Source organism: Streptococcus porcinus (assembly GCF_901542335.1).
GTDB classification, from domain to species: domain Bacteria; phylum Bacillota; class Bacilli; order Lactobacillales; family Streptococcaceae; genus Streptococcus; species Streptococcus porcinus_A.
Window position 1 is genome coordinate 786,333 of record NZ_LR594036.1, and the last position, 26,747, is coordinate 813,079.

Genomic DNA, 26,747 nt, shown 5'->3' on the forward strand with positions numbered 1-26,747 from the left:
AGATTAGGAGTAAATATGGTAAAAAGAGATTTTATTCGAAATATTATTATTATTTTAATTGTAGCTATTATTGGAGTACTTTTAAGTATTTTTGTCTTTTCTACATTTGAAGTTACGAAAGAATCAGAAAATTCTTATCTAAAAGCAGGTGACTTGGTTACCATTAAACACAATGTAGAGCCTCAATATAAAGACTTTGTTGTTTATAAAGTGGATAAAAAAGAATATGTTAGTCGAGTGATAGCTACTGAAGGGCAGAGAGCAACCTATATGGACGATATTTTTTATTTAAATAATCGTATCAAAGACCAACCTTATATCGAAAAGTTGAAAAATGACTACTTAAGACATTCACCTACGGGAAGCCTCTTTACAGATGATTTTAATATATCCACTATTTCAAAAGGAGAGAATACAGTTATTCCTAGTGGGAAGTATCTTTTGTTAAATGATAATCGTCGTAATCGTGCCGATAGCCGTCAGTTTGGTTTGATTGATAAAAAACAAATTAAAGGTGTTGTTACCTTTAGAGTGCTACCTATCGATGAATTTGGTTTTGTAGAAGTTGACTAAAGAAGTGGAAGGCAAGCTCTTCCTAGAAATAAATGATTACTAAAAGGCATGATTTCTGTTTCATACTGAGGGTCATGTCTTTTTAAATTCCTTAAAGAATATCAACCTTAAAATTAGTTAAGAAAATATTTGTGTATAAGCTGTCCTATCCTTGAGAAGGTTTATCAGACCTCCTTTGATAGCTAAAGGGACACTTTTCGTTACCTTTCAAATAGCTTTGATTTTTCTAAATTAGACTATACCAATATAATGTTTGACAATGAAAAATCATTATTATATACTAATAACATAGCTTTTTGAGTATCAAAAGCAGACTATACCAATTTTGAAAATAATAAAAAGAAAGAAGTAAGATAGCTTACTTGGTGTTTATTTATGTGTGGAATCGTTGGAGTAGTAGGGAATCGTAATGCAACAGATATTTTGATGCAAGGACTGGAAAAGTTGGAATATCGCGGTTATGACTCAGCTGGTATTTTTGTGGCAAACGGAGAGAATTCAAGTTTGGTCAAATCTGTTGGTCGTATTGCTGATTTACGTGCAAAAATCGGTATTGATGTAGCTGGTAGCACAGGAATTGGTCATACCCGTTGGGCAACTCATGGACAAGCAACTGTTGAGAATGCTCACCCTCATACTTCAGCTACAGGGCGTTTTGTTTTAGTTCACAATGGTGTTATCGAAAACTATCTACAAATGAAAGAAGAGTTTTTGGCTAATCATAACTTTAAGGGGCAAACCGATACAGAAATTGCTGTTCATCTAATTGGAAAATTTGTGGAAGAAGATAAGCTAACAGTATTGGAAGCCTTTAAAAAAGCTTTGTCAATTATTGAAGGCTCATATGCCTTTGCTTTAATTGATAGAGAAGATGCGGATACCATCTATGTGGCAAAGAATAAATCTCCTTTACTAATTGGTCTTGGTGAAGGCTATAATATGGTTTGTTCAGATGCGATGGCTATGATTCGTGAAACAAGTGAATTTATGGAAATACATGACAAAGAGCTTGTTATCTTAACAAAAGACTCTGTTAAAGTTCTTGATTATAAAGGTAATGTTCTTGAACGTGAGTCCTATACTGCTGAACTAGATTTATCTGATATTGGTAAAGGAACTTATCCTTTCTACATGCTAAAAGAAATTGATGAGCAGCCAACTGTAATGCGTAAATTAATTTCAACTTATGCAAGCGAAGATGGCAAAATGGCTATTGATCCAGCAATTGTAAAATCAGTACAAGAATCTGACCGCATTTATATTCTTGCAGCAGGTACATCATATAATGCTGGTTTTGCTGCTAAATCAATGATAGAGCAGCTCACAGATACCCCAGTTGAATTAGGGGTTGCCTCTGAGTGGGGTTACAACATGCCTTTACTAAGTCAAAAACCAATGTTTATTTTGTTAAGTCAATCTGGTGAAACTGCGGATAGTCGCCAAGTATTAGTAAAAGCTAACCAAATGGGAATTCCAAGTTTAACTGTGACAAATGTTCCTGGTTCAACTTTATCTCGTGAGGCAACTTATACTATGCTCTTACATGCAGGTCCAGAAATAGCAGTAGCCTCAACTAAAGCTTACACTGCACAAGTAGCTGCCTTAGCATTCCTATCAAAAGCTGTTGGTGAAGCAAATGGTAAGAAGGAAGCTGTTGAGTTTGATTTAGTCCATGAGTTGTCACTTGTTGCCCAATCAATAGAAGCAACTTTATCAGAAAAAGACTTGATTGCTGCAAAAGTTGAAAAATTATTAGCGACAACACGCAATGCTTTCTATATTGGTCGAGGTAATGATTATTATGTTGCCATGGAAGCATCTCTTAAATTAAAAGAAATTTCCTACATTCAATGTGAAGGTTTTGCTGCTGGTGAATTAAAACATGGTACGATTTCACTTATTGAAGATCAGACACCAGTTATTGGCTTGATTTCATCTAGTGAACTGGTTGCTGCACATACACGTGGAAATATCCAGGAAGTTGCAGCACGTGGCGCAAGTGTTTTGACAGTTGTTGAAGAAGGACTTGAACGTGAAGGTGATGATATCGTCGTTAACAAAGTTCATCCATATCTTGCAACAATCGGAATGGTTATTCCAACACAATTAATTGCCTACTATGCTTCATTACAACGTGGTTTGGATGTTGATAAACCACGTAACTTAGCAAAAGCTGTAACAGTAGAATAAAAGTTTAAAAGATATCCAGAAATAGATATTTCAGATTGAAGAAAAAGTCCATTTTGGACAATTTTCTTCAATTTTTTTCTTTATTATGAAAATCAATAACTCTCAGAAACATTGGAATAGCAATATCTCTAAGAGTTTAATATTTTGCCATTTTACGCAAGTCTATTCACATTTTTTAATTGTTAGGAGTTTGTCTACGTTTTATAAGATAACTAGAAATAGTTATCTTTTTTGTCACAAATTCTGTGCCAAAGTTTGAGTTTTCCCGATACCTCTTACATGATATGATAAAAATGTAAATAAACTAGGAGGCGGTTCTGATGGAACAAAAATCTTCACTTAAAGTTAAAATTCAAAAGTTAGGTACAGCCCTATCGAATATGGTCATGCCTAACATAGGGGCATTTATTGCATGGGGAGTTTTAACGGCACTTTTTATCCCCACTGGTTGGATGCCAAATAAAGAATTTGGTGCTGTAGTCGGACCAATGATTACCTATTTATTGCCACTACTAATTGGCTACACTGGTGGTTATGTTATACATGGTCAACGTGGTGCAGTGGTTGGGGCCATTGCAACATTTGGAGCTATTGCAGGCTCAACGGTACCCATGTTTATCGGTGCTATGGCTATGGGGCCTTTAGGTGGATGGGTTATCAAAAAATTTGATGAGACCTTCCAAGCCAAAATTCGTCCAGGTTTTGAGATGTTGGTGAACAACTTTTCAGCCGGTTTAATTGGATTTGGGTTATTATTGCTGGCTTTTAAAATTGTAGGGCCATTTGTTGCTGTTTTTACAACTGCTGTTGGTCACGGCGTACAAACCATTATTGATATGAAGCTTTTGCCTTTAGCAAATATTCTTATTGAACCAGCTAAAATTTTATTCCTTAATAATGCACTTAACCATGGTATCTTTACACCACTTGGGGCAGAACAAGTTGCTCAAACTGGTAAATCAATTCTCTTCTTGCTCGAAGCAAACCCTGGCCCAGGTCTTGGTATTTTATTAGCTTACTTAATATTTGGTAAAGGGGCAGCGAAATCATCTTCTTGGGGTGCTTTAATTATTCATTTCTTTGGTGGTATTCATGAAATTTACTTTCCATATGTAATGATGAAGCCTGCTTTATTCTTAGCTGTTATTGGTGGTGGTGTTACAGGTACATTTACTAACCAATTATTGGGTTCAGGTCTTGGAGGACCTGCATCACCAGGCTCTATCATCGCTATTTGGGGAATGGTACCAAAAGGTGATAATTACCTATATAACCTAAGCTCTGTATTAGCAGGTGTATTCTCAGCAGCGGTTGTTTCCTTCTTAATTGCTTCGGTTATATTAAAGGCAGATAAAACAGAAGATGACGAAAGTGCGTTAGTAGAAGCACAAGCGGCAACGAAGCAGGCAAAAGCAGAAGCAAAAGGTCAAGTTGTGACAGATGCAAAGGAAACCTTCTCAGGTGATACTATTCAACAAATCATCTTTGCTTGTGATGCTGGGATGGGAAGTTCTGCTATGGGAGCTTCAATCCTTCGCGATAAGGTGAAAAAGGCTGGGCTAACAATCCCGGTAACCAATAAAGCTATCTCTAATTTAACTGATGTGACAAATACTTTGATTGTGACTCAACAAGAACTTGCAGCTCGTGCAGCTCAAAAAACGCCACGTGCCAGCCATGTTTCAGTCGATAATTTCTTAGCTACGCCAAAATATGATGAGATAGTTGCACAGCTTGTAAAAAAGCCTAATCCAGAAGCTCTTAAGCCTCAAACGCAACCAGTTACAAATCAAGAAGTGATTGATTTACATAATATTGATGAAGTAGTCTTTGCCTACGGTGATGCTAAAGGTTCAGCGACTATGGGACAAGCTACTTTAGAAGAAATTTTCAAAGTTAGAAATATTAGTATTCCAATAACAAAGGTTGAAAATCACAAACTAGCTGACCACAACTCAAGCAATATTTTGATTATTACAAGTATTGATAATCAAGCGCAGGTGCAACAAGTGGCGCCTGCTGCAACCTTACTTGCTCTTGACAGTTTGGTCACTACTAATGAATACGACAAAATGGTCGATAGAATCTCTAAATAAGTTAGAAATGGTGTATAATTAATTTATGCAACTAACAAGACGAGAAGAAGAACTTTTGAAAGCTTTCCTGACTTATGGAAAGCTTTCAATTGATAATATGAGTGATATTCTGAAGGTTTCAAAGCGAACAGTCTATCGGGTTTTGAATGAACTAACTGATAGTTTGAAACCATTGCAATTTGTCATTCATAAAGATGATCAAAAATACTATTTAAGTGGTGATTTGGAACAGTTACAGTCTTTTACTAGTCAGGAACTATTTACTAAATGTGAACGTTTAAATCTGATTACTTATCACTTATTGATCAATGAGCAAGGTGTGACAAATGACTATTTACAAGCTATTTTGGGGGTTAGTAATGTTACTATTATTCAAGATATTGCCTTGATTGAGGAGCGTTTGGCAGATTTTAATATTCCTATCAATCGTCAAAAAGGCTATCAGCTTGGATCAATCCCAATTTCAAGAAGACGATTTCTAGCTATACTTTTATGTAATACCATAAATCTATCTGATTTTTATCAGTTACAAATGGGTTACTATTCTCTTATTCCAAAGGAAACCTTAGCTAGAGCATGTCAGATCTTTCAAAGCTATCAGTCTGAACTACCAGAGATGGATTCAAAGTTGTTCCAATTTTTTGTTTTTCTATTAGCCTTAAGCAATTGGGATCAGATTCCTCAGGAAAAGCAACAGGTCAGTAAACTGTCCCTTGATTTTTCCAAAAAAGTTTTTGCAGACCTTTCCAAGGAACTACAAACTTTTTATCCCTTACAAGAAATTTTATATTTTGCTAGAATGCTTGATCAATTAGTACTCAAGCGTCAAGAAACGCCACTGTTTCAGGAAAATTTTGATAGTGAGTTTTTTTATAATGTAACGAATTTGATTGATAAAGTAGCGCTATACACTAAAATCAACTTTACAAAAGATCCCAAGCTATTTAAATTTTTATTTAACCACATTCGCCTTAGCTTAGCTGTACCTCTTATTTTCGCTGATAGTCATACCACTGATTTAGCTCATCAAGCTCTAAGTCATAGTGATTATCTCCATCGCCTGATTAAATTACTGGTCATGGAGATTTTTCCGCAATTCCTTCGAACTGAAAGTGAGTTGGAGCTGATTACCCTCCACTTTGCTTCCAGTTTGAGACGTAGTCCACAAATTTACCCGATCCGTTTGTTGTTGTTGACTGATGAAAGGCCATTAGCAACTGAGCTATTAATTACTCGCTTGAAAAACATTGCTCCTTTTATTGAAAGTATCCAAACAAAAGGCACTGATAAGCTTTCAAAGAGTGATTTTGAGCTATTTGATGCGGTTTTATCGACAAAATTACTAGCCAATAACCAAGTTCATTTAGTTTCAACCTTTCCTAGTCCAAATGAACTGGTTGAGTTAGAAAAGTTTTTAAATCAGGTACAGGTCAGTCGAGACTTTAAGCCAAGAGATGATATATTCTTACCGTCTAACCTTCATTTTAAAGATTATTTTGAAGCTAGTCAGTTTCTCTTAGAGGCCTTTACAGTCACTTATATCTATAACAGTGCGTGCTTTGAACAAACAATTGTCGAAATCATCTCTGATATCCATCAGGTAAAGGATAAAGATTATCTAGCTCACAAACTTATTGAGCGATTTCATGAAAGCCCTATGGCAATTCCAGAAACCAATCTTGCTCTCGTTCATACTCAGTCCAGTCAGGTGGAACATTCAACCTTTATGGTTTTTGAATTGAATCATCCCGTTAAGGCGAAGTCTATGAATGGTCAAGATGAAGTGGTCAATCGGATTTTGGTCATGCTCACGCGACTCAATGAAAGTGAAGAGATTAGAGATTTAATGACTGCCATAAGTCAATCCTTGATTGAAAACCACCTTTATACGGAAATATATCGTAAGGGAAATTACGACATTATTTATCAATTATTGAATCAAATTTTTACTGAAAAAATTAAAAAATTGGAGAATTAACATGGAATTTCAAAAAGAACTCATAAAACTTAACCAATCTTTTCATAGTTATGAAGAGGCTATTCGTTATTGTGGTCAGCTACTTTACCAAAATGGTTATGTTGAAGAGGGCTATATTCAATCAATGCTTGATCGTAACCAAGAATTATCTGTCTATATGGGAAACTTTATAGCTATTCCCCATGGAACAGATGCAGCTAAAACAAACGTTAAAAAATCAGGTCTGACAGTAGTGCAAGTTCCAGATGGTGTTAACTTTGGGACGCAAGAGAATCCTCAAATAGTTACGGTCCTATTTGGAATTGCAGGCATTGGTGATGAACATTTGCAATTAATCCAAAAAATTTCAATCTTCTGTGCCGATGTTAATAATGTTGTTAAATTAGCTGATGCTAAAACAGAAGAAGAAATCATTAATTTATTAAATACAGTAGACTAATTAGAAATTTGCAGTAAAAGGAGTAAGTCATGAAAAAAGCAGTTCATTTTGGAGCAGGAAATATTGGTAGAGGATTTATCGGAGAAATTTTAGCAGCAAATAATTTCTCTATTCAATTCGTGGATGTTAATGAAACAATTATTAATGCTTTAAACGACAGACATACTTACGAGATTGAAATTGCAGAAGATGGTAAACGTCATATTAAGATAGAAAATGTAGCTGGTATTAACAATCAGTTAAATCCTGAGGCAGTTGTTGAGGCTATTGCTGAGGCTGATATTGTTACAACAGCTATTGGGCCTAATATCCTTCCATTTATTGCAGAATTGATTGCTAATGGTATCCAAAAGCGTCAATCAAATGGTATTCAAACCCCTCTGGATATATTAGCATGTGAAAATATGATTGGTGGATCTCAGTTCTTACTTGAGGAAGTTAAAAAGTATTTATCAGATGAGGCAGACCATTATCTCAATTCCTATATAGGTTTTCCAAATGCAGCTGTAGATAGAATTGTTCCGGCTCAATCACATGAAGACCCCTTATTTGTAATTGTTGAACCTTTTAATGAATGGGTGGTTGAAACAAGTCGAATGAAAAATAAAGATTTACGACTTATCGGTGTTCACTACGAGGAAGATTTAGAACCTTTTATCGAGCGTAAATTATTTTCGGTCAATACCGGCCATGCTACGTCAGCATACACAGGAGCACACGCAGGCGCTAAGACCATATTAGAAGCTTTGCAATTACCAGAAGTAAAAGAAAGACTACAAGCTGTGTTAGCTGAAATTAGATCCTTACTGGTGGCTAAATGGAATTTTGATTTAGCAGAGCTAGAGGCTTATCATAGCATTATCATCAGTCGCTTTGAAAATCCTTATATTGTTGATGACGTGGTTCGGGTAGCAAGGACCCCTATTCGCAAACTTGGATATGACGAACGTTTTATCCGTCCTATTCGAGAACTTAAAGAACGTCAGCTTCCCTATGATCAGCTTTTGAAAACAGTTGCCTATGTGTTTAACTATAAAGATGCGAACGATGAACAAAGCAATCAACTTCAAGTTATGCTATCAGAAAATAATTTAGAAAAGGTTGTAGCAGATGTGACTTCACTTGAAGATCGTGACCTTATTCAAGAAATTGTTACAAGTATTAAGACAACAGCTTAGTTGAGATCTTCCCCTCTGATTAGTAGAGGGGTTTTTCTTTAAAAAAATCATTTTTAAAAACGCATTCAACTTGTCAAATAGCCTTATCTAAAGTAGAATAGTTAAAATACAGAATAGTTAGACTTAGGAGATAATATTATGCCACTACCAAATTGTTTACAATGCCAATCCGAGTATGTTTATGAAGATGGTCTTATGCTCATTTGTCCCATGTGTAGTTTTGAATGGCCAGCAGATCAAACAACTCTCTTAGAAGAAGCGGACACTTTAAAAGTCCTTGATAGTAATGGAACACAGCTACAGGATGGGGATAGTGTTACAGTCATTAAGGACCTTAAAGTAAAAGGTGCACCTAAGGATATTAAACAAGGTACACGTGTCAAAAATATCCGTTTAGTTGAAGGTGATCATAATATTGATTGTAAAATAGATGGTTTCGGTGCTATGAAGTTGAAGTCAGAATTTGTAAAAAAATTGTAGAATATTTTTACTTACCTTGTATCTTTATTCAAAGTTCTCCCAAAATTTCAGATAATTTGGTATAATGAGAACACTTATTTTCATTATTGGAGTATAAATGTCATATATATTACAAGTTCTTCCCAGTTTGTTGGACGGGGCTAAGGTTACCTTACAAGTTTTCTTCATTGTTATTAGTCTCTCCATTCCTTTAGGTGCTCTGTTGGCATTTTTGATGAAGGTACCCTTTAAACCCTTGCAATGGTTTTTGACCCTCTACGTCTGGATAATGCGGGGCACACCTTTACTTTTGCAATTAATCTTTTTCTATTATGTCTTGCCAAATGTGGGCCTTACCTTTGATAGGATGCCAGCAGCCATTTTAGCTTTTACTATGAACTATGCAGCATACTTTGCTGAGATATTCCGTGGGGGTATCGAAGCAATTCCTAAAGGACAATATGAAGCTGCTAAAGTGCTAAGGTTGAATCAGTTGCAAACCATTCGCTATATTATTTTGCCGCAAGTTTTTAAAATTGTACTACCAAGTGTTTTTAACGAAGTGATTAATTTAGTTAAAGATTCCTCCTTGGTTTATGTCTTAGGTGTAGGAGACTTGTTGCTGGCAAGTAAGACAGCAGCTAACCGTGATGCAACCCTCGCACCGATGTTTATTGCGGGGATGATATATCTTTTGCTTATCGGGCTCGTCACAATTTTATCACGACATATCGAAAAGAAATTTAACTATTATAAATAAGGAGGCCACATGTTAGAACTTAAAAATATTTCCAAACAATTTGGCCATAAGCAGATATTTGATCGTTTCAGTTTGACAGTTGCCGATGGCCAAATCCTTTCTTTGGTGGGGCCTTCAGGCGGTGGTAAGACAACTCTTTTAAGAATGTTAGCTGGTTTGGAGCCTATTGATTCTGGGGAGATTATTTATGATGGTGAAGCAGTTCCGATTGATCATTTAGAAAATCGTCATTTACTTGGTTTTGTTTTTCAGGATTTTCAACTTTTCCCACACTTAACGGTACTAGACAATTTGATTTTATCACCAACTCTCACTATGGGTTTAAACAAAAAGCAGGCAAAAGTCAAAGCTGAAGAAATCCTGGGGCGCCTAGGGCTTAAAGATCATCTTGAAGATTATCCTTTTTCCTTATCCGGAGGACAAAAGCAAAGGGTGGCATTAGCAAGAGCGATGATGATTAATCCTCAAATTATTGGTTATGATGAACCAACTAGCGCTTTAGATCCAGAATTACGTGATGAAGTTGCTAAGTTAATCTTGCAAAATCGTCAGATTGGGATTACGCAAATAGTTGTCACTCATGACCTTCAATTTGCTGAAACAATCTCAGATCAGATTATAAGGGTTAATCCTAAATAAATAGGTAATGATAGGAGTAGATCAATGAAAAAACTAGTTATGATTATGATGACAGTCGTAGTCGCTATATTTTTAGTTGCTTGTGGCAAATCTCAGGCCACCAAAGGTGATTCATGGAAGACGTATAAAAAAGACAAAACAATCACTCTAGGATTTGATAACACCTTTGTTCCAATGGGCTATAAGGACGAATCGGGTAAAAATACTGGTTTCGATGTTGATTTAGCTAAAGCAGTTTTTGCAGAGTATGGGATTACTGTTAAATTTCAAGCTATTAATTGGGATTTAAAAGAGACAGAACTTAAAAATGGTAAGATTGATATGATTTGGAATGGTTATTCCATGACTAAGGAACGCCTAGCCAAAGTTGCTTTTTCAAATCCTTATATGAAGAATGAACAAGTCCTTGTATCGAAAAATGATGCTCATATCAACAGTTTTTCAGATATGAAAGGGAAAACTTTAGGCGCTCAATCAGCTTCTTCTGGCTATGATGCATTTACTCGTTATCCAAAAATTTTAAAGAATAATGTTAAAGGTCAAGACGCTACTCAGTACGAAACCTTCACACAAGGCTTTATTGATTTAAAAAATAATCGGATAGATGCTTTACTGATTGATAAAGTTTATGCTAACTATTATCTTAAGCAAGAAGGCGAGTTAGAAAAATACCACATTACGAAAAGTGAATATGCAGGGGAAAACTTTGCTGTTGGTGTTCGCAAAGAGGATAAAACCTTAGTCAAAATGATTAATAAGGGATTTAAAACTCTTTACAAAAACGGAAAATTTCAAGAGATTTCAAAAAAATGGTTCGGCGAGGATGTAGCTACCGATCAAGTAAAATAGATGTAAACAGATACTTTTAATGCTCCTGATTTGTCGAAAATATTGTTAGACAAATCAGGAGTATTTTTGTAATTACTAATATTTTAATAATTATAATAAAAATTATTTATGTCTCATCTAGCTGATTTAAATAGCTAGGTACAAAAAATTAAATATTCAGATAATATAAGCGTGCTTAATAATTTATTTTACCAGCCTTTGTTATTTCAAATGGGAACATAGTTTAATAATTCAAAAAATTAAAAAAACGATACTAGGATGCTGCTCTTGATAAATTTAATCTAATAATATGACTATTAAAGTAACTTTACAAGTCGAAATTATTTCTATTAGTGTACTCAAATTATATTTGACGAAGAAATTGATAAGTAGTATGATACATGCGTAAGTACTTATTACCATATATTGCAATATATCATCAATTAGAAGAGGAATCACTATGGATATTAAAAAAATACTTTATCTATCAGGTTCAGTTGCAAGTATAGCTTTATTTTCACCAGTTCTTACTACCGTAAGTGCAGATCAAGTTAATGGGGCACAAAATACAACTGCAGTAACTAGCATAAATACTCAAGAAAAAGCGCAACTAACTAATCGCTTAACTCAAGAAAGTAATCAATTGAGTGCTTTGAAAGAAGAAGTTAAAGGAACACCTAATGAGAAAACCGTCACTACAGCTATTAATACTGTGAACGGTCTTGAAACATCTTTAAGAGCTAATCCTGAAACTATTTATGATTTAAGTTCAATCGGTGCCAGAGTTGAAGCACTTTCTGATGTTGTTCAAGCTATTGTCTTTTCAACAAATCATTTGACAAATAAAGTGGAACAAGCACATATTGATATGGGATTTGCCATTACCAAATTGCTTATTCGAATTGCTGATCCATTTGCTTCTGTAGATTCTATAAAAGCGCAAGTCGAAGCAGTGAAACAGTTAGAGGTAGCTGTTCTTAAATACCCAGATTTAAAACCAACTGACAGAGCAACTCTTTATACCAAAGCAAAACTAGACAAAGCTATCTGGAGCACACGAATTACCCGCGATCAGAAAGTTTTGAATGTTAAGAGCTTTGAAGTTTATAATACCTTGAATAAAGCTATCACTCATGCGGTTGGAGTGCAGCTAAATCCAAGCGTAACGGTTGCACAGGTTGACCAAGAAATTGTAACGTTACAAAAAGCTTTAGATACTGCTTTGCAATAAAAATATTACGTTCTATACGATATCGTTTCTTCATAATATTAAAAAGCTGAGTAAGTTGAACTCTAGATAGTATTTAGGGTTCAACTTGCTCAGTCTTTTAGTTTCTTTTAGAGATTTTGTAATGTTTTGCCGTGAGACAATGTTTATTTTTGGGTGTTATTTGATGAAAAATTAAGTACCAAATTTCATTGCGCCGCCAAACACTTGTGTGATGACTTTCTTCGAGTTCATAGGTAATGAGCTTTGTCTTTTGGCTAATTGATTGCAAGTGAAAGTTTTTAAAATTGCTAGGATAGAAGGTTGGTTTATTGAGTAGGGTCTGCCGGTTAAAAAGTTTTCCTGTCTGATCAATTAAAGTAAAGTTCTCAGAGATGTGTTCTTCATAACCAGGTATTTTTGAGAGGAATATTTTTTCATTGCGGTAAATTTTTAAGGTAACATTTTCAATCAACTCATCATCAGGAATTTTTGCTGGCTCCACATGAATGTCTATATCGTAAACAGAGAACTTTTCGCTTAAAAGGCTTTCAACTTGCTCAGTAATAGCGTGACTTTCATAAACTGATAAGTCGGGGTTCATTTCTAAAACGATATCTAAGTAGACATTACTACCATAGGTGCGACCTCTCTGGGATTTGACAGCTTTTATTTTGGGGATTTTTAAGATTGCTTCTTCGTATTGCTTCAAGTGCTTATTATCAAAGCCGTCTGATAAACTAAAGGCGCTTTGCATAAAAATATCATAAGCGGTTTTCAAAATAAAAAAGGTAATGATAATAGCAGCGATTCTATCGACAATTGGTAAATTTAGAGAAGCAGCGACAATTGCAATAGAAGTTCCAATTGACGTTACTGCATCTGATAAATTGTCTTTAGAAGCAGCAACTAGAGCGCTAGATTTCACTTGCTTTGAGAGTCTTTTATTGTAGAAGTAAACCATCAGCATTATTATTGCGGAAATAATACCGACAATTGCTCCTAAGGGATCTACAGGGGCTTGCTTATCAAGAACCATATTTTGAATCGTTTGAATAAGCACTTGAAAGCCGACAATAAACATAATAAATGAGGTTATTAGACTAGATAAGTCTTCAAATTTCCAGTGACCAAATTTATGGTTAGCGTCAGCAGGCTGACTCGCAAGCTGGAGACCAATCAGGAGTGCTACATTTCCGACGATATCTGATAGATTATTAAAGCCATCGGCAATTAAAGAGCTTGAGTTAAGGAAGTAACCACTTAGCAACTTTGCAATACTGATGATTAAGTAAGCTACGATACTAACAATAGGACCTCGTTTAGCAAGTTTTAGGTTGATAATAGGATCTTGAGTCATTACTTCTCCTTAAAATTCAATACTTTTATTATATCATATTCTAATATATAGAGATGTGAAACATGTTTCTCAGTTTATGCTTTACCGGAAGAAAGTGTTTTTAAGTCTTTTCTGTTTATTTTAAAATTTGCTTGGAAAGTGGTATAATTTTAAAGTTAATAGATGTATAGAGTTATGAGGAGTAAAAATGAATCCCTTATTAAATGGAATGAATGATAAACAAGTGGAAGCAGTTCAAACAACAGAAGGACCGCTTTTAATTATGGCTGGCGCAGGTTCTGGAAAAACGAGGGTCTTAACCCATCGAATTGCTTATTTAATTGATGAAAAATGTGTCAATCCTTGGAATATTTTAGCTATTACTTTTACCAATAAAGCGGCACACGAAATGCGAGAAAGAGCGCTAGCTTTAAACCCTGCAACACAAGACACCCTGATTGCTACGTTTCACTCAATGTGCGTCAGGATTTTAAGGCGAGAAGCTGATCATATAGGCTACAATCGGAATTTTACGATTGTTGATCCTGGCGAGCAGCGAACTTTAATGAAACGTATTTTAAAATCTTTAAACATTGATTCTAAAAAATGGAGTGAACGGTCAATCTTAGGTACCATTTCAAATGCCAAAAATGACTTGCTAGATGAAAAGGCATATGAAGCCCAAGCCTCTGATATCTATACTCAAATTGTTGCGCGTTCTTATAAAGCTTATCAGGAAGAGCTACGACGTAGTGAATCCATGGATTTTGATGATTTAATCATGATGACTTTAAGGCTTTTTGATCAAAATCCAGAAGTCTTAGCTTATTACCAGCAACGTTATCAGTATATCCACGTCGATGAATATCAGGATACCAACCATGCCCAGTATCAGTTGGTAAAATTGCTAGCCTCACGTTTCCAAAATATCTGTGTGGTTGGTGATGCTGATCAGTCTATCTACGGGTGGCGGGGTGCTGATATGCAGAATATACTGGATTTTGAAAAAGATTATCCCCAAGCAAGAGTTGTTTTATTAGAAGAAAACTACCGTTCAACAAAGACAATCTTGCAAGCTGCTAATGACGTTATCAAGAATAATCAAAATAGACGTGATAAAAAGCTATGGACACAAAATAGCAGTGGTGAACCAATTGTATACTACAGAGCAAATGACGAAAGAGATGAAGCGGTTTTTATTGCGTCGACGGTCTCAAGTATGTGCATGGAAATGGGGAAAAGCTTTAAAGATTTTGCCGTTTTATATCGGACAAATGCGCAGTCTCGGACAATAGAAGAAGCCTTTCTCAAATCAAATATCCCTTATACAATGGTGGGAGGAACAAAATTCTACAGCCGAAAGGAAATCCGTGATTTGATTTCCTATTTAAATATTGTGGCCAACCCATCTGATAATATTTCTTTTGAAAGGATTGTCAACGAGCCTAAACGTGGTGTAGGACCTGGTACACTTGAGAAATTGAGGCTATTTGCCTATGATCAGGAAATGTCATTATTAGAAGCATCTAGTCATTTATTCCTCTCTCCTTTGAAAGGTAAAGCAGCTCAAGCTATTATGGATTTAGCAAGTCTTCTAAGTGATCTGCGCAATCACTTAGACCAATTAACAGTTACTGAATTGGCACAAGAAATACTTGATAAATCAGGTTATTTGCAGGCTCTAACGATTCAAAATACTTTGGAAAGTCAAGCGCGGATTGAGAATATTGAAGAATTCTTATCTGTTACTAAAAACTTTGATGAGGCAAGTGCAACTTTAAAAGAAAGTGGACTTGATAGATTGGGTAGGTTCCTAAACGACCTTGCTTTAATAGCTGACACTGATGACTCTAAGCACGATGTAGCTGAAGTGACTTTGATGACTTTGCATGCGGCTAAAGGTTTAGAATTTCCAATAGTATTTTTAATTGGGATGGAAGAGGGGGTATTTCCTTTATCACGATCTCTTGAAGAGCAGAGTGAATTAGAAGAAGAAAGACGATTAGCTTATGTAGGTATAACTAGGGCTGAGGAGATTCTTTTTTTGACTAATGCTAATACACGTACTTTATTTGGTAAAACCAACTACAATCGACCAACTCGTTTTTTACACGAAATTTCAGATGAATTGCTTACTTACAAGGGCTTAGCACGCCCAACGAGCAGTTCTTTCGGGGTGAAAATGACCCATCAAAATCAGACACAATTTGCCCAAGGAATGAGTTTATCCCAGGCTATTCAAGGGCGTAAGTTGCAAGCTCAACCTCATGCTATTAACTCGGTGGATTTGCCTTTTGGCAGAAATAACCAAAGTAGCGAAGTGCATTGGGAAATTGGTGACATTGCTCAGCACAGAAAATGGGGGAAAGGAACAGTTCTGGAGGTATCTGGAAGTGGCAAGACTGTGGAATTAAAAATTAAATTTCCAGAAGTTGGTCTGAAAAAGTTACTGGCCAGCGTAGCTCCTATTGAAAAAGTTAAATAATATAAAAGGTTAGAAATCTCATCACACTGGGATTTCTAGCCTTTTACTTTTTCAAAAATAAAAAAAATTAAAAATCCAGTGCTTTTTTCTTGCAAATAAAAACGTAAGAGGTATAATAACAATATAAATAAAAAAACGAGTGGTCACTATGACAAAACCTTTAAGTATATGATTAGAACAAATAATTGTTATGCTTTATATTTATACTTTAGATTATTGACACTTGCTTTTAGATTTATGTAGTCACTTTTTAATCGACTAAGGTTAATTACAGAGTGATGAATCTTTTTTACAACAAGCATACAGTGCAATGCACTAATAGAAGGAGAAATACTATGGGTATTATTTGGACATTATTAGTTGGGGCCTTGATTGGTTTGATCGCTGGAGCACTTACAAAGGGTGGCTCAATGGGCTGGATTGCTAATATCTTAGCTGGTCTTATAGGCTCTTGGTTAGGCCAAACTTTATTAGGAACATGGGGACCATCCCTCGCAGGTATGGCATTAATTCCATCAATTATAGGTGCTGTGATTGTTGTCATAATTGCTTCATTCATCCTAAGAAAAGTTAATTAACCCTCGGCTAGAGCTAGAGAGAATTAGTGATATTAAATAAAAATAATTATCAAAATACTAAGGAGAAATATTATGGGACTTATTTGGACATTAATCGTTGGAGGCCTTATTGGTCTAATCGCCGGAGCACTTACAAAAGAAGGTAGCTCAATGGGCTGGATCGCAAATATTGTTGCAGGTCTTATTGGCTCTTGGTTGGGTCAAGCTCTACTAGGAACATGGGGACCCTCCCTTGCAGGTATGGCGTTAATTCCGTCAATTATAGGTGCAGTTATTGTAGTTATTGTAACTTCATTTATGCTACGTAAAGTTGGTTAAGTAGAGTTGCTTATTAGTTGGTAAATAATTGAGTACTTAATAAAGATAGAATCAATTATCCTGATTCTGATAGAGGAGGAAAAATATTATGGGACTTATTTGGACATTAATCGTTGGGGGTCTTATTGGTCTAATTGCTGGAGCACTTACAAAACGTGGTGGCTCAATGGGCTGGATTGCAAATATCGTAGCAGGTCTTGTTGGTGCATGGGTTGGTCAAGCTCTATTAGGAACATGGGGACCATCTCTCGCAGGTATGGCGTTAATTCCGTCAATTATAGGTGCAGTTATTGTAGTTATTGTAACTTCTTTTGTACTAAGTAAACTTAATTAATACATTAATGATTGTCAAAAGTATTAACAGAGCTATTGAAAAGTAAGAAAGAGGTAGGTATGGCAAAGATACTAAAAATATTTTATAGTTTGTTTGGTCTTATCCTCCTATCCATCTTTATTATGGTAATGGGAGTTACTCAGGGTTATCTAGATATGCCTTCAAGTTATGACTGGTTTGGCTGGGATTTAGACAGGGTTCCTGGCTTCCTTGATCCTGGATTGTATTACTATTTTTACTGGGTAGCTGTTGCTTTAGCAGCTTTAACCATCATAGGGATTTTAGTAGTTATATTTTACCCACGTACTTATACAGAGGTACGTCTTAGTAAAAATCAAGGATCCTTGCTTCTTAAAAAGTCAGCAATCGAGTCTTATGTCCGCACCGCGATTCAAAATGCCGGTTTAATGACGAAACCAAATGTCACAGCAACTCTCTATAAGCGGAAATTTAAAATTGATGTTACGGGTCGTTTAGACTCACGGGTAGCTGTTAGTGACCAAATCCGTGGAATAAAAGAAGGTATTGATACTGGTTTTAAAGAATTTTTCGGAATTGATAAACCTGTCAACCTAAAAGTTTATGTAAAAGATATTGCTCAAACTGAAAAAAAATACGGTAAAGGTAGCCGTGTAGAATAGGAGATAAAGATGGAGTTTTTTGAAAAATATAAATATCCTATTGTTGGTGGGGTCATTGGCTTAATACTTGCTATTTTACTAATGACTTTTGGCTTCTTTAAAACCCTCCTAGCTCTCATTTTTATTGTGTTGGGTGTCTATGGTGGTTTATTCGTAAAGAGAACAGGCATTTTTGACCAATTTATCGGCCGTCGATGAGAGAAATAACTCATTTCCTCTCAAGACTATTATTTTTAAATAACGTATCTAAAAAGGAGAATAATTATGACTGACACATTTATCAAAAATACTCAAGTAGCTGACGCACCAACTATTCGTGGTGAATTAACTTACGAAAATAAAGTAATTGAAAAAATTGTTGGTTTAGCAGTAACTCATATTGATGGTTTATTGGCTGTTAATGGTGGTTATCTCGCGAATATCAAAAATAAATTAGTTAACACTGATACAGCCCGTGAAGGTGTTTCGGTTGAAGTGGGTAAAAAGCAAGTAGCTGTTGATTTAGATATTATTGCTGAATATCAAAAACACGTACCAACTATTTTTGATGAAATTAAGAAAACCATTGAAACTGAAGTTAAGAAGATGACTGATTTAGATGTTATTGAAGTTAATGTTAACGTTGTCGATATTAAAACTAAAGCTCAACACGAAGCGGATACTGTTAGCCTTCAAGATAAAGTGGCAGAGGCAGCGCACGCAACAAGTGAATTCACTAGTAAACAAGTTGGCAATGTAAAATCTACAGTTAATGATAATATGCAAACTGAACCTCGCGTGAAATAGTTTAGTAAGGTTAGATTGATAGAAGAAGGTGTTTAAATATGTCAGATGAAAAATTGAAAGCAAAAATGGAACAAGTTACTGGCTCTGTTAAGGAGTCTTTAGGTAAACTTTCTGGGGACAAATCATTGGAAACAGAAGGTAAAGTCAACAAAACAACTGGTAAGGTTGATGAAGTTACTGCTGATACAAAGGATGCGCTTGATGGCCTAGCAAAAGGTCTTAAAGATAAGACTAAAGAGTAGAGGAGAGCTTATGACTGCTAAAGATATCAAAAGTACATTAACTTATGATGATAAAGTGATTGAAAAAATTGTTGGCCATGCCCTTGAAAATGTAGACGGGCTTTTGGCTGTCAGCGGAGGATTTTTCTCAAATCTTAAAAATAACGTTATGAACAGTGATTCAGTAACCGATGGAGTAAATGTAGAAGTTGGTACTGAGGAAGTTGCGGTTGACCTTAATATTATTGTCGAGTATGGCAAAGATATTCCAAAAATTGTTGAACAAATAAAAGCAATTGTGTCTCAAAATGTTGACGTTATGACTCACCTTAACGTTGTGGAGGTTAATGTCAATGTTGTTGATATTAGAACTAAGGAAGAACAAAAAGCTGCAGAAGTAACAGTTCAGGATCGTGTTGAAAGTGCTGCAAGTTCTACGTCAGAATATGTAAATTCAAAGACAAATCAAGTCAAAGAAGCCATTTCTAATAATACTAATACTGAGAAAACAGTTAACTAGTTTTTTAGGTGATTCTTAATGGAAAGACAAGAGAGCTGGTTTTAAACCGCTCTCTGTTTTATGTTATACTTTATAACCGCTATTGAAATCTTTTGTGAAATGTGATTTAATTAGACTGTTTGAGTAAGATTAAGTATAGTAAGGAAGTGAAAAATGACTACAGCTAGTAAAAATGAAGTAACAACTTCAAAATACCAAAAGATTGCTATCTCTGTTGCTCAGAGAATAGCAAGTGGGGAATATGAAGTTGGAGAAAAGTTAAAATCACGGACAACAATAGCATCAACTTTTAACGTATCACCTGAAACTGCAAGAAAAGGCCTTAATATTTTAGCTGATTTAAAAATATTAACCCTCAAGCATGGTAGCGGTGCTATTGTTTTATCTAAAGAAAAGGCTATAGAATTTATTAACCAATACGAGTCAACACACTCTATAGCTGTGATTAAAGAAAAGATTCGGGAAAATATCAAGAAACAAAATGATGAATTAAATGATTTATCTCTACTCGTCAATGATTTCTTAATGCAAAGTCAAAATATTAGTAAGCAATTTCCCTTGGCCCCTTATGAAATTATTGTCAATAAAGATACAGTTCATTTTGGAAAGTCAATTGGTGTGTTAAATTTATGGCATCAAACAGGAGCAACCGTTGTTGCTATTGAACATGAAGGGAAGTTCCTCATTTCTCCCGGGCCATATGCTGTTATTGAAAAAGGAGATCATATCTACTTCGTTGGAGATGAAGCAGCTTATTCTAGAATGAAAAATTATTTTAATTTATCAATGGGACTTTAATAGTGCTTATCTGTCGTTAGTGAGATTTTTCATATTATTTACCTAATGACAAAGACACAAGGTCTTGATACATTTTTTAGGAGGTATAAGCTAATGACAACCTTTATCGGGAAACCCGTAACCTTAGCTGGGCAACAATTTCAAGTAGGTCAAATAGCGCCAGATTTCACCTTATTATCTACGGGTTTAGAGAAAAAATCGTTATCGGATTTTAAGGGTAAAAAAGTTATTAGTGTGGTTCCATCAATTGATACGGGTATTTGTTCAACTCAGACGCGTACTTTTAATAAGGAGTTAGCTAGCTTGGAAGATACCTATGTGATAACAATTTCTGTTGACTTACCATTTGCACAGGCGCGTTGGTGTGGGGCAGAAGGACTTGATCAGGCAATCATGTTATCCGACTATTATGACTATTCGTTTGGTAAGTCTTATGGCTTATTAATGGAGGAATGGCATTTGCTTGCTCGTGCGGTCCTTGTACTAGATGCTGATAATAAAATTGTTTATACACAATATTTAGAAAACGTGAACTCTGAACCAGATTATATTTCAGCAATTACCGCTCTAAAAGCAATTCAATAAAGCTCAGAAAAAGCCAAGAAGCCCCTTTCTTGGCTTTTTCTGAGCTTATTATATGCCAACAGTTTTCAGAATAATATCCGTTAGTTCTTCGGCCGATTGCTGACCGCCGGTTTTAATCCAATAAGAAATGATGCTTTCAATACTAGCTAAGTAAACCTCCAAGGCGTATTCAAAGGGAATACCGCCATATTGTTGTCTGACAATTTTTTGGTGATCTTCTAAAGTTAAGAGCACTTTATAGATAAAATCTTTGAGAATCTCTTTGACATGTAAGCTCTGTGACTGTGAAATGGCTGCAATAAAATCAAATTGTTTGGCCAATACGGTTAAGGTTTCAATTAGTAACTCTCTAGTATTAGTCGCAATTTCAGGGGCATCTAAAACCTGAAAAAGCTTATTAAAATATTCATCTTTGAAGTAGTTAATCATCTCATATTTATCTCGGAAATGTAAATAGAAAGTTCCGCGGTTAATACCTGCTCTTTTGGTTAAGTCTGATACCGAAATAGTTTCAAAATCTTTTTCAGCTAGTAAAGCAATCAGAGCCTCTCTTAAAAAGTTTAGGGTTTCAGTTTGTCTTTTACTCATCAGATTATCTCATCTTAAATCAACACTTCGTTCAGTTTTGTTCTTGTGCGCTAATTGTGAACATTATATAATAGGAATAGAATTAAATCAACAGTCTGTTCAGATAAAAGGAGTATATCTCGTGGCTTACATTGAAATGATTGAATCGAGTAAAGTTTACCGAATGGGAGACAACATCATAAAAGCAAATGATAAGGTGAGTTTTGAGATTGAAAAAGGAGAGTTAGTTGTCTTTCTTGGAGCTTCTGGAGCAGGAAAATCTACTGTTTTGAACATCTTGGGAGGAATGGATACAAATGATTCTGGTCACGTTATCATTGATGGTCAAGATATTTCGCGGTACTCTACTAAAGAGCTAACCCGTTATCGCCGGAGAGATATTGGTTTTGTTTTTCAATTTTATAATTTAGTTCCAAATTTAACAGCAAAAGAAAATGTTGAGCTGGCCGTTGAAATTGTTGATGATGCGCTTGATCCCAGTTATGTTCTTTCTGAAGTCGGTCTAGACAAACGAATGGATCATTTTCCCAGTCAGTTATCCGGCGGTGAGCAACAACGTGTCTCTATTGCGCGTGCGATTGCAAAAAAACCGAAGTTGCTACTTTGCGATGAACCAACAGGTGCTTTAGATTATAAAACTGGTAAACAGATATTGCAATTGCTTCAAGATATGGTTCAGACAAAGGGGGCAACCGTCATTATTGTGACTCACAACTCAGCTTTAGCTGATATAGCTGATCGTGTTATTTATATGCATGATGCCCAGGTCATTAAGACAGTACTTAACAGGAACCCTCTATCCATTGATGACATTGATTATTAGGGAGAGGAAGCTTGTAAATGAATAAAACTTTATGGAAAGAGCTTTGTCGCTCCATTTGGTCAACCAAAGCTCGTTTTATTTCACTATTTTTATTAATGGCTTTAGGCTCTTTTGCCTTGATTGGTCTCAAAGTAACCAGTCCGGACCTATCTAGGACAGCTAACCATTTTATTGATAAAAACAAGATGATGGACCTGAGTTTAGTCACCTCCTATGGATTTTCTGCTGAGGATATACAAGATTTAAAGAGTATTCCGGACGCGGATTATGAATTGGGGCACCTTTTAGATGCAGAAATAATAGAGACGCCAAAATCTATTCGACTTTTTTCAATACCTAAAAAGATTTCTAAGATATCCATTATCAAAGGAAGATTACCGCAAAAAGAGTCTGAAATTGCGATTTCAAGTTGGCAGAGCAAAAATTATCGCCTTGGACAGACAATAGAAGTGAAGCCTGCTAAAAAGAAACTAATAAAGGTTAACAAATTAAAGATTGTTGGTTTTGTTAATTCATCAGATATATGGTCTAAGCAAAATTTAGGAAGTTCACAGGCTGGGGACGGTAATTTAGCTCTATATGGCTTTCTAAGCTCTTCTAATTTCGAAATGGAGAATAACATTGCTAGGATAACTTTTAAAAGTCTAAAAGGCTCTGATGCCTTCTCCAAAGATTATAAATTAAAACTACAAGAAAAAGAAAAAACGGTCGATCGTCTCTTTACTGATAATGCAGAGAAAAGACTTTTATCCCTGAAAGAAGAGTCTTTAAAGAAAATAAGCGTTTCTGAAGAACAAGTGGACAAGGCTAAAAAAGAAATAGCTATTAAAGAAAAATCCTTGCAATTACTACCACAAGTAGATCAAGTTGAGGTCGCCATGAATGAGCTACACACAGCTCAGGCTAAGCTGGAAGAAGAAGATAAACAGATTATAGAAGCCAAAAAACGCATTAATCAATTAGTTAAGCCTAGCTATACTGTCTATAATAGGGAAACAATACCAGGCGGTGATGGCTATAACATTTATGATACTTCAATGACTAGTATTTCACAGGTAGGTAATATTTTTCCCGTTGTTCTCTACCTAGTAGCTGCCTTAGTGACCTTTACTACGATGACACGCTTTGTGGACGAGGAAAGAACTAACTCGGGACTTTATTTAGCCCTGGGCTATAAGAAGAAAGCTATTCTGGTTAAGTTCCTTAGCTATGGTTTTTTAGCAAGTTTTTTTGGAACTAGTCTAGGGATCTTAGGTGGAACTTATTTCTTGTCAAGTATGATTGCAGAGATTATTACCAAACCATTGGTGATTGGACGAGTCCAAATGGATTTCTATATGACGTATACCTTTTTAGCCTATTTCTTAGCGTCCTTATCTGCTTTACTGCCAGTTTATATTATTGTTCGTCGTGAACTTTTCCAAAAACCTGCTCAGCTTTTGTTACCAAAGCCCCCAAGTAAGGGAGCTCAAATCTTTCTAGAGAAAGTACCTTTTATTTGGCAACGACTGTCTTTTACCTACAAGGTAATGGTTAGAAATATTTTTCGCTATAAACTTAGGATGTCGATGACTATCTTCGGCGTTGCTGGTTCTGTAGCTCTCTTATTTTCAGGTCTAGGGATTCAGTCCTCCTTATCAAAAGTGATTGATCATCAGTTTGGAGTGCTGACGCCCTATCATATTATGGTGATTGGCAAAGCTAATCAAGAAGGAGTAGATGATAAACTAAGCCAGTCTCTATTGATGGATAAGGAAATCAGAGAAAAAGAAAGGATTGCTGTGTCTAGCACCAAACTTGTTATAAAAGGTCAAAGTAGCAAAAGGGCAGTTAGTTTAATAGCTACCTCTGATTCAAACTTGTTACCTCTTATTAATTTGCGTGATAGTAAAACGCAGAAAACTTTGGAACTTTCTAAAGAGGGAGTTATCTTGTCAAAAAAATTGGCTTCTTTTTATCAGGTTATTCCTGGACATAGTCTAACTTTGAAAACTGACACAAATCAGACTTATAAAGTTAAAGTAGTCGCAATAGCCGATATGAACGTAGGTCACTATATCTTTATGTCACAAACTTATCAGAAAAAAAAGTTTGGTCAGACAGAGTTTCACCCTGGCTATCTGCTTAGATTGAATAAAGGCGACGCCTCGTTTGTAAAAGCATACGCTAAAAAATTATTAAATAGATCAACTGTTCAAGCTGTAGCACAAAATACCCTTGTCATAGAAACGGTGAAGTCTGTCGTTACTTCCCTAAGAGATGTTATGACATTATTGGTTGTCCTATCACTCATGTTGGCATTGATTATTTTATACAATTTAACGGCCATTAACATTGCTGAGCGGTTAAGAGAACTATCCACGGTAAAAGTCTTAGGTTTTTATGATTATGAAGTGACCTTATACATTTACAGAGAAACGGTAATCTTGAGTATCATTGGTATCATCTTGGGTCTAGTTGCTGGTAAGTATTTGCACCAACTATTAATGAGTCTTATGGGATCATCTACTATGAGCTTTGGCTATCAGGTCGATAGTTACGTTTATTTTGTTCCTGTTATAGCAATTTCTCTTATTGTTATGTTGCTCGGAATTATGGTATCTTATCAGTTACAGAGGTTAGCAATGTTAGATGCTTTGAAATCAGTAGATTAATAATAGAGGCTAGATTTGAATTTTCGAATCTAGCTTTTTTTAACTTGAATAAATACAAAAATAATGGTAGTATTTAAATACTACGATATAATAGAAGGATACTAGAAAATGGATGAACGTCTAGAAAGCTATCTTAATAATAGTGATATCAAAAAGATTATCATAGGCGATGTGGTCGAGTGTTTTAAGGGGAAGGCAGTGAGTAGTAAAGTTGAAGATGGAGAATTTGCCTTAATTAACCTTTCTGACATGAGTTTAGCAGGGATTAATTACCAAAACCTTCGCACTTTTCATTTGGAACGCAGACAACTTTTACGTTATTTTTTAGAAGATGGAGATGTTCTCATTGCCTCTAAAGGAACAGTGAAAAAAGTCTGTGTCTTTCAAAAACAAAAGCGAGAGATTGTTGCATCGTCAAACATTACAGTCTTACGGCCACTGGATAAACTGAGAGGATATTATATCAAATTTTTCTTAGATTCTGATATTGGTCAGGAATTTCTGAATCGTGCGGATCATGGTAAGGATGTTATTAACTTATCTACTAAAGAACTGTTAGAGATACCTGTTCCCGCTATGCCTTTGGTTAAACAAGATTATTTGATTAATCAATATTTACGGGGGTTAAGCGAGTATCAACGGAAAATTCAACGTGCTGAGCAGGAGTGGTACCATTTACAAAATGACATTGAAAAAAGTATATATAAATAAAGGATAACTAATGCCCCTATTAGAACGAACTATTAAAATGGTGGTGACAACCATCTTAGCTATTCTCATTGCTCAAAGTTTACACTTGACCTATGCCATTTCTGCTGGCATTATTGCCTTATTGAGTTTACATGATACAAGGAAAACAAGTTTAAAGGTGGCACGAGAACGGTTATTTGCCTTCTTTTTGGCATTTTGTATCGCTTTTTTGTCTTTTATAGTATTTGGCTTTTCAATGTTAGCTTTTACAGTTTACTTGAGTTTTAGTATTCCAATACTTTACTTTTTGAAATTAGAATCGGGTTTAGTTCCGATAACTGTTCTAGTTACTCATCTTTTCGTTTTTAAAAGTCTTAACTTCCACATTCTGAGTAATGAATTTTTGCTATTTATTGTCGGCACAAGTACGGCCTTGTTAGGGAATGCCTACATGAAGACTCCAAAAAAAGAGATACAGCAGTACCATGAAATAATTGAAAAAGAACTCAAAGACCTGCTTTTTCAACTCGAATCTTCCTTGTTAACGCATTTTGATAACCGACTCTATCACTCTTTAGAACAATTAGAAAATTTATTGGAGCAAGCCTTAGTCTTGGTTTATAGGGATAGCCACAATCAAGTCTTTCAGCAGACTAATTACCATGTTCATTATTTTGAGATGAGGCGTCATCAGCTGAGAATAGTAGACAAGATGGTTAAGAGTTGCAAAAAAATAACAGAACGCAACCGTCAAAGTATTTTGTTAGCTCATTTCATTCATGAAACAGCTGAACAACTCAGTGAAACCAACTCTGCTTTAACTTTGCGGGAAGATATTTCCCTTTTATTAGAGACATATAGGCAAGGGGAACTCCCAAAAACTCGTCTTGAATTTGAAAATCGGTCACAAATTTTTCAAATCTTGCAAGATTTAGAACAGTTTATTCTTGAAAAAATAGAATTTTATAAAGAATACAAAGAATATTATTAATCTATTTTTTAATAGCATCTTAGAAGACCTAGGCTAGGTCTTTTTTTGG

Annotated in this window: 28 protein-coding genes; 26 read left to right on the plus strand and 2 right to left on the minus strand. The window is 35.4% G+C overall.

What is annotated here, in order from left to right; translation table 11 throughout:
• Nucleotides 1-15 precede the first annotated feature (15 nt).
• The 11 genes from lepB (at nt 16) to FGK96_RS03850 (ending at nt 12,371) form a co-directional block, all read left to right on the plus strand.
• Nucleotides 16-573 carry a signal peptidase I gene (lepB, locus tag FGK96_RS03800; protein WP_138081558.1) on the plus strand — a complete coding sequence of 186 codons (558 nt, stop codon included), beginning with the start codon at nt 16-18 and terminating at the stop codon, nt 571-573.
• Nucleotides 574-948: 375 nt separating this feature from the next.
• Nucleotides 949-2,763 (plus strand): glutamine--fructose-6-phosphate transaminase (isomerizing), encoded by a 1,815-nt coding sequence (gene glmS, locus FGK96_RS03805; protein ID WP_138081560.1) that lies wholly within the window; start codon nt 949-951, stop codon nt 2,761-2,763.
• Nucleotides 2,764-3,083: 320 nt separating this feature from the next.
• Nucleotides 3,084-4,859 (plus strand): PTS mannitol-specific transporter subunit IIBC, encoded by a 1,776-nt coding sequence (locus FGK96_RS03810; protein WP_138081562.1) that lies wholly within the window; start codon nt 3,084-3,086, stop codon nt 4,857-4,859.
• Between the two features lie 25 nt (nt 4,860-4,884).
• On the plus strand, nt 4,885-6,837 hold the full coding sequence (locus tag FGK96_RS03815; protein ID WP_138081564.1) for a BglG family transcription antiterminator: 1,953 nt from the start codon (nt 4,885-4,887) through the stop codon (nt 6,835-6,837).
• 1 nt (nt 6,838) lies between these two features.
• A complete protein-coding gene (locus FGK96_RS03820; RefSeq protein ID WP_138081566.1) occupies nt 6,839-7,276 on the plus strand; it encodes a PTS sugar transporter subunit IIA in 438 nt (145 codons plus the stop codon).
• A gap of 29 nt (nt 7,277-7,305) precedes the next feature.
• Nucleotides 7,306-8,454: a mannitol-1-phosphate 5-dehydrogenase gene (locus tag FGK96_RS03825; protein WP_138081568.1), complete on the plus strand. Its 1,149-nt coding sequence runs from the start codon at nt 7,306-7,308 to the stop codon at nt 8,452-8,454.
• A gap of 138 nt (nt 8,455-8,592) precedes the next feature.
• Complete coding sequence (locus tag FGK96_RS03830; RefSeq protein ID WP_138081570.1) at nt 8,593-8,934, plus strand: zinc ribbon domain-containing protein YjdM; 342 nt, start codon at nt 8,593-8,595, stop codon at nt 8,932-8,934.
• 97 nt (nt 8,935-9,031) lie between these two features.
• Complete coding sequence (locus FGK96_RS03835; RefSeq protein WP_138081572.1) at nt 9,032-9,673, plus strand: amino acid ABC transporter permease; 642 nt, start codon at nt 9,032-9,034, stop codon at nt 9,671-9,673.
• A 9-nt stretch (nt 9,674-9,682) separates the two neighbouring features.
• Nucleotides 9,683-10,312 (plus strand): amino acid ABC transporter ATP-binding protein, encoded by a 630-nt coding sequence (locus FGK96_RS03840; RefSeq protein WP_138081574.1) that lies wholly within the window; start codon nt 9,683-9,685, stop codon nt 10,310-10,312.
• Nucleotides 10,313-10,336: 24 nt separating this feature from the next.
• Nucleotides 10,337-11,161: an amino acid ABC transporter substrate-binding protein gene (locus FGK96_RS03845; RefSeq protein ID WP_138081576.1), complete on the plus strand. Its 825-nt coding sequence runs from the start codon at nt 10,337-10,339 to the stop codon at nt 11,159-11,161.
• A gap of 439 nt (nt 11,162-11,600) precedes the next feature.
• Nucleotides 11,601-12,371 (plus strand): CAMP factor family pore-forming toxin, encoded by a 771-nt coding sequence (locus FGK96_RS03850; RefSeq protein ID WP_003085236.1) that lies wholly within the window; start codon nt 11,601-11,603, stop codon nt 12,369-12,371.
• A 97-nt stretch (nt 12,372-12,468) separates the two neighbouring features.
• Here the strand turns inward: FGK96_RS03850 and FGK96_RS03855 are convergent, their stop codons facing one another.
• Complete coding sequence (locus tag FGK96_RS03855) at nt 12,469-13,707, minus strand: cation diffusion facilitator family transporter (RefSeq protein ID WP_138081578.1); 1,239 nt, start codon at nt 13,705-13,707, stop codon at nt 12,469-12,471.
• Nucleotides 13,708-13,894: 187 nt separating this feature from the next.
• On the opposite strand from FGK96_RS03855, the gene pcrA reads away from it, so the two are divergent.
• From pcrA to tpx, 11 genes are all read left to right on the plus strand, one after another.
• The gene (gene pcrA, locus FGK96_RS03860) at nt 13,895-16,171 is read left to right on the plus strand and encodes a DNA helicase PcrA (RefSeq protein WP_138081580.1); all 2,277 of its coding nucleotides are present in this window, start codon (nt 13,895-13,897) and stop codon (nt 16,169-16,171) included.
• A 335-nt stretch (nt 16,172-16,506) separates the two neighbouring features.
• Nucleotides 16,507-16,749, plus strand: a complete 243-nt coding sequence (locus tag FGK96_RS03865; protein ID WP_138081582.1) for a GlsB/YeaQ/YmgE family stress response membrane protein — start codon at nt 16,507-16,509, stop codon at nt 16,747-16,749.
• Nucleotides 16,750-16,821: 72 nt separating this feature from the next.
• Nucleotides 16,822-17,067, plus strand: a complete 246-nt coding sequence (locus FGK96_RS03870) for a GlsB/YeaQ/YmgE family stress response membrane protein (RefSeq protein WP_138081584.1) — start codon at nt 16,822-16,824, stop codon at nt 17,065-17,067.
• Between the two features lie 88 nt (nt 17,068-17,155).
• Complete coding sequence (locus tag FGK96_RS03875) at nt 17,156-17,401, plus strand: GlsB/YeaQ/YmgE family stress response membrane protein (protein ID WP_007893258.1); 246 nt, start codon at nt 17,156-17,158, stop codon at nt 17,399-17,401.
• 59 nt (nt 17,402-17,460) lie between these two features.
• Nucleotides 17,461-18,042: an alkaline shock response membrane anchor protein AmaP gene (amaP, locus tag FGK96_RS03880; protein ID WP_138081586.1), complete on the plus strand. Its 582-nt coding sequence runs from the start codon at nt 17,461-17,463 to the stop codon at nt 18,040-18,042.
• A 9-nt stretch (nt 18,043-18,051) separates the two neighbouring features.
• Nucleotides 18,052-18,240 (plus strand): DUF2273 domain-containing protein, encoded by a 189-nt coding sequence (locus FGK96_RS03885; RefSeq protein WP_003083819.1) that lies wholly within the window; start codon nt 18,052-18,054, stop codon nt 18,238-18,240.
• Between the two features lie 66 nt (nt 18,241-18,306).
• The gene (locus FGK96_RS03890) at nt 18,307-18,828 is read left to right on the plus strand and encodes an Asp23/Gls24 family envelope stress response protein (protein ID WP_138081588.1); all 522 of its coding nucleotides are present in this window, start codon (nt 18,307-18,309) and stop codon (nt 18,826-18,828) included.
• Between the two features lie 38 nt (nt 18,829-18,866).
• Nucleotides 18,867-19,070 (plus strand): CsbD family protein, encoded by a 204-nt coding sequence (locus FGK96_RS03895; protein ID WP_138081590.1) that lies wholly within the window; start codon nt 18,867-18,869, stop codon nt 19,068-19,070.
• Nucleotides 19,071-19,080: 10 nt separating this feature from the next.
• Nucleotides 19,081-19,569, plus strand: a complete 489-nt coding sequence (locus tag FGK96_RS03900) for an Asp23/Gls24 family envelope stress response protein (protein WP_138081592.1) — start codon at nt 19,081-19,083, stop codon at nt 19,567-19,569.
• Nucleotides 19,570-19,722: 153 nt separating this feature from the next.
• Nucleotides 19,723-20,367: a TrkA C-terminal domain-containing protein gene (locus FGK96_RS03905; RefSeq protein WP_003085302.1), complete on the plus strand. Its 645-nt coding sequence runs from the start codon at nt 19,723-19,725 to the stop codon at nt 20,365-20,367.
• Between the two features lie 93 nt (nt 20,368-20,460).
• Nucleotides 20,461-20,952 carry a thiol peroxidase gene (tpx, locus tag FGK96_RS03910; RefSeq protein WP_138081594.1) on the plus strand — a complete coding sequence of 164 codons (492 nt, stop codon included), beginning with the start codon at nt 20,461-20,463 and terminating at the stop codon, nt 20,950-20,952.
• A gap of 48 nt (nt 20,953-21,000) precedes the next feature.
• Here the strand turns inward: tpx and FGK96_RS03915 are convergent, their stop codons facing one another.
• Nucleotides 21,001-21,540: a TetR/AcrR family transcriptional regulator gene (locus FGK96_RS03915; protein WP_138081596.1), complete on the minus strand. Its 540-nt coding sequence runs from the start codon at nt 21,538-21,540 to the stop codon at nt 21,001-21,003.
• A gap of 121 nt (nt 21,541-21,661) precedes the next feature.
• Here FGK96_RS03915 and FGK96_RS03920 point away from each other — a divergent pair, with 121 nt between their 5' ends.
• From FGK96_RS03920 to FGK96_RS03935, 4 genes are all read left to right on the plus strand, one after another.
• On the plus strand, nt 21,662-22,363 hold the full coding sequence (locus tag FGK96_RS03920) for an ABC transporter ATP-binding protein (protein WP_138081598.1): 702 nt from the start codon (nt 21,662-21,664) through the stop codon (nt 22,361-22,363).
• Nucleotides 22,364-22,380: 17 nt separating this feature from the next.
• A complete protein-coding gene (locus FGK96_RS03925) occupies nt 22,381-25,017 on the plus strand; it encodes an ABC transporter permease (RefSeq protein WP_138081600.1) in 2,637 nt (878 codons plus the stop codon).
• Nucleotides 25,018-25,125: 108 nt separating this feature from the next.
• A complete protein-coding gene (locus FGK96_RS03930) occupies nt 25,126-25,728 on the plus strand; it encodes a restriction endonuclease subunit S (protein WP_138081602.1) in 603 nt (200 codons plus the stop codon).
• A 10-nt stretch (nt 25,729-25,738) separates the two neighbouring features.
• Nucleotides 25,739-26,698: an aromatic acid exporter family protein gene (locus tag FGK96_RS03935; protein WP_138081604.1), complete on the plus strand. Its 960-nt coding sequence runs from the start codon at nt 25,739-25,741 to the stop codon at nt 26,696-26,698.
• Nucleotides 26,699-26,747 lie beyond the last annotated feature (49 nt).

Bases quoted from the DNA above. Each gene is read 5' to 3' on its own strand.
- lepB (WP_138081558.1), top strand. From the start codon at position 16: ATGGTAAAAAGAGATTTTATTCGAAATATTATTATTATTTTAATTGTA.
- glmS (WP_138081560.1), top strand. From the start codon at position 949: ATGTGTGGAATCGTTGGAGTAGTAGGGAATCGTAATGCAACAGATATT.
- FGK96_RS03810 (WP_138081562.1), top strand. From the start codon at position 3,084: ATGGAACAAAAATCTTCACTTAAAGTTAAAATTCAAAAGTTAGGTACA.
- FGK96_RS03815 (WP_138081564.1), top strand. From the start codon at position 4,885: ATGCAACTAACAAGACGAGAAGAAGAACTTTTGAAAGCTTTCCTGACT.
- FGK96_RS03820 (WP_138081566.1), top strand. From the start codon at position 6,839: ATGGAATTTCAAAAAGAACTCATAAAACTTAACCAATCTTTTCATAGT.
- FGK96_RS03825 (WP_138081568.1), top strand. From the start codon at position 7,306: ATGAAAAAAGCAGTTCATTTTGGAGCAGGAAATATTGGTAGAGGATTT.
- FGK96_RS03830 (WP_138081570.1), top strand. From the start codon at position 8,593: ATGCCACTACCAAATTGTTTACAATGCCAATCCGAGTATGTTTATGAA.
- FGK96_RS03835 (WP_138081572.1), top strand. From the start codon at position 9,032: ATGTCATATATATTACAAGTTCTTCCCAGTTTGTTGGACGGGGCTAAG.
- FGK96_RS03840 (WP_138081574.1), top strand. From the start codon at position 9,683: ATGTTAGAACTTAAAAATATTTCCAAACAATTTGGCCATAAGCAGATA.
- FGK96_RS03845 (WP_138081576.1), top strand. From the start codon at position 10,337: ATGAAAAAACTAGTTATGATTATGATGACAGTCGTAGTCGCTATATTT.
- FGK96_RS03850 (WP_003085236.1), top strand. From the start codon at position 11,601: ATGGATATTAAAAAAATACTTTATCTATCAGGTTCAGTTGCAAGTATA.
- FGK96_RS03855 (WP_138081578.1), bottom strand. From the start codon at position 13,707: ATGACTCAAGATCCTATTATCAACCTAAAACTTGCTAAACGAGGTCCT.
- pcrA (WP_138081580.1), top strand. From the start codon at position 13,895: ATGAATCCCTTATTAAATGGAATGAATGATAAACAAGTGGAAGCAGTT.
- FGK96_RS03865 (WP_138081582.1), top strand. From the start codon at position 16,507: ATGGGTATTATTTGGACATTATTAGTTGGGGCCTTGATTGGTTTGATC.
- FGK96_RS03870 (WP_138081584.1), top strand. From the start codon at position 16,822: ATGGGACTTATTTGGACATTAATCGTTGGAGGCCTTATTGGTCTAATC.
- FGK96_RS03875 (WP_007893258.1), top strand. From the start codon at position 17,156: ATGGGACTTATTTGGACATTAATCGTTGGGGGTCTTATTGGTCTAATT.
- amaP (WP_138081586.1), top strand. From the start codon at position 17,461: ATGGCAAAGATACTAAAAATATTTTATAGTTTGTTTGGTCTTATCCTC.
- FGK96_RS03885 (WP_003083819.1), top strand. From the start codon at position 18,052: ATGGAGTTTTTTGAAAAATATAAATATCCTATTGTTGGTGGGGTCATT.
- FGK96_RS03890 (WP_138081588.1), top strand. From the start codon at position 18,307: ATGACTGACACATTTATCAAAAATACTCAAGTAGCTGACGCACCAACT.
- FGK96_RS03895 (WP_138081590.1), top strand. From the start codon at position 18,867: ATGTCAGATGAAAAATTGAAAGCAAAAATGGAACAAGTTACTGGCTCT.
- FGK96_RS03900 (WP_138081592.1), top strand. From the start codon at position 19,081: ATGACTGCTAAAGATATCAAAAGTACATTAACTTATGATGATAAAGTG.
- FGK96_RS03905 (WP_003085302.1), top strand. From the start codon at position 19,723: ATGACTACAGCTAGTAAAAATGAAGTAACAACTTCAAAATACCAAAAG.
- tpx (WP_138081594.1), top strand. From the start codon at position 20,461: ATGACAACCTTTATCGGGAAACCCGTAACCTTAGCTGGGCAACAATTT.
- FGK96_RS03915 (WP_138081596.1), bottom strand. From the start codon at position 21,540: ATGAGTAAAAGACAAACTGAAACCCTAAACTTTTTAAGAGAGGCTCTG.
- FGK96_RS03925 (WP_138081600.1), top strand. From the start codon at position 22,381: ATGAATAAAACTTTATGGAAAGAGCTTTGTCGCTCCATTTGGTCAACC.
- FGK96_RS03930 (WP_138081602.1), top strand. From the start codon at position 25,126: ATGGATGAACGTCTAGAAAGCTATCTTAATAATAGTGATATCAAAAAG.
- FGK96_RS03935 (WP_138081604.1), top strand. From the start codon at position 25,739: ATGCCCCTATTAGAACGAACTATTAAAATGGTGGTGACAACCATCTTA.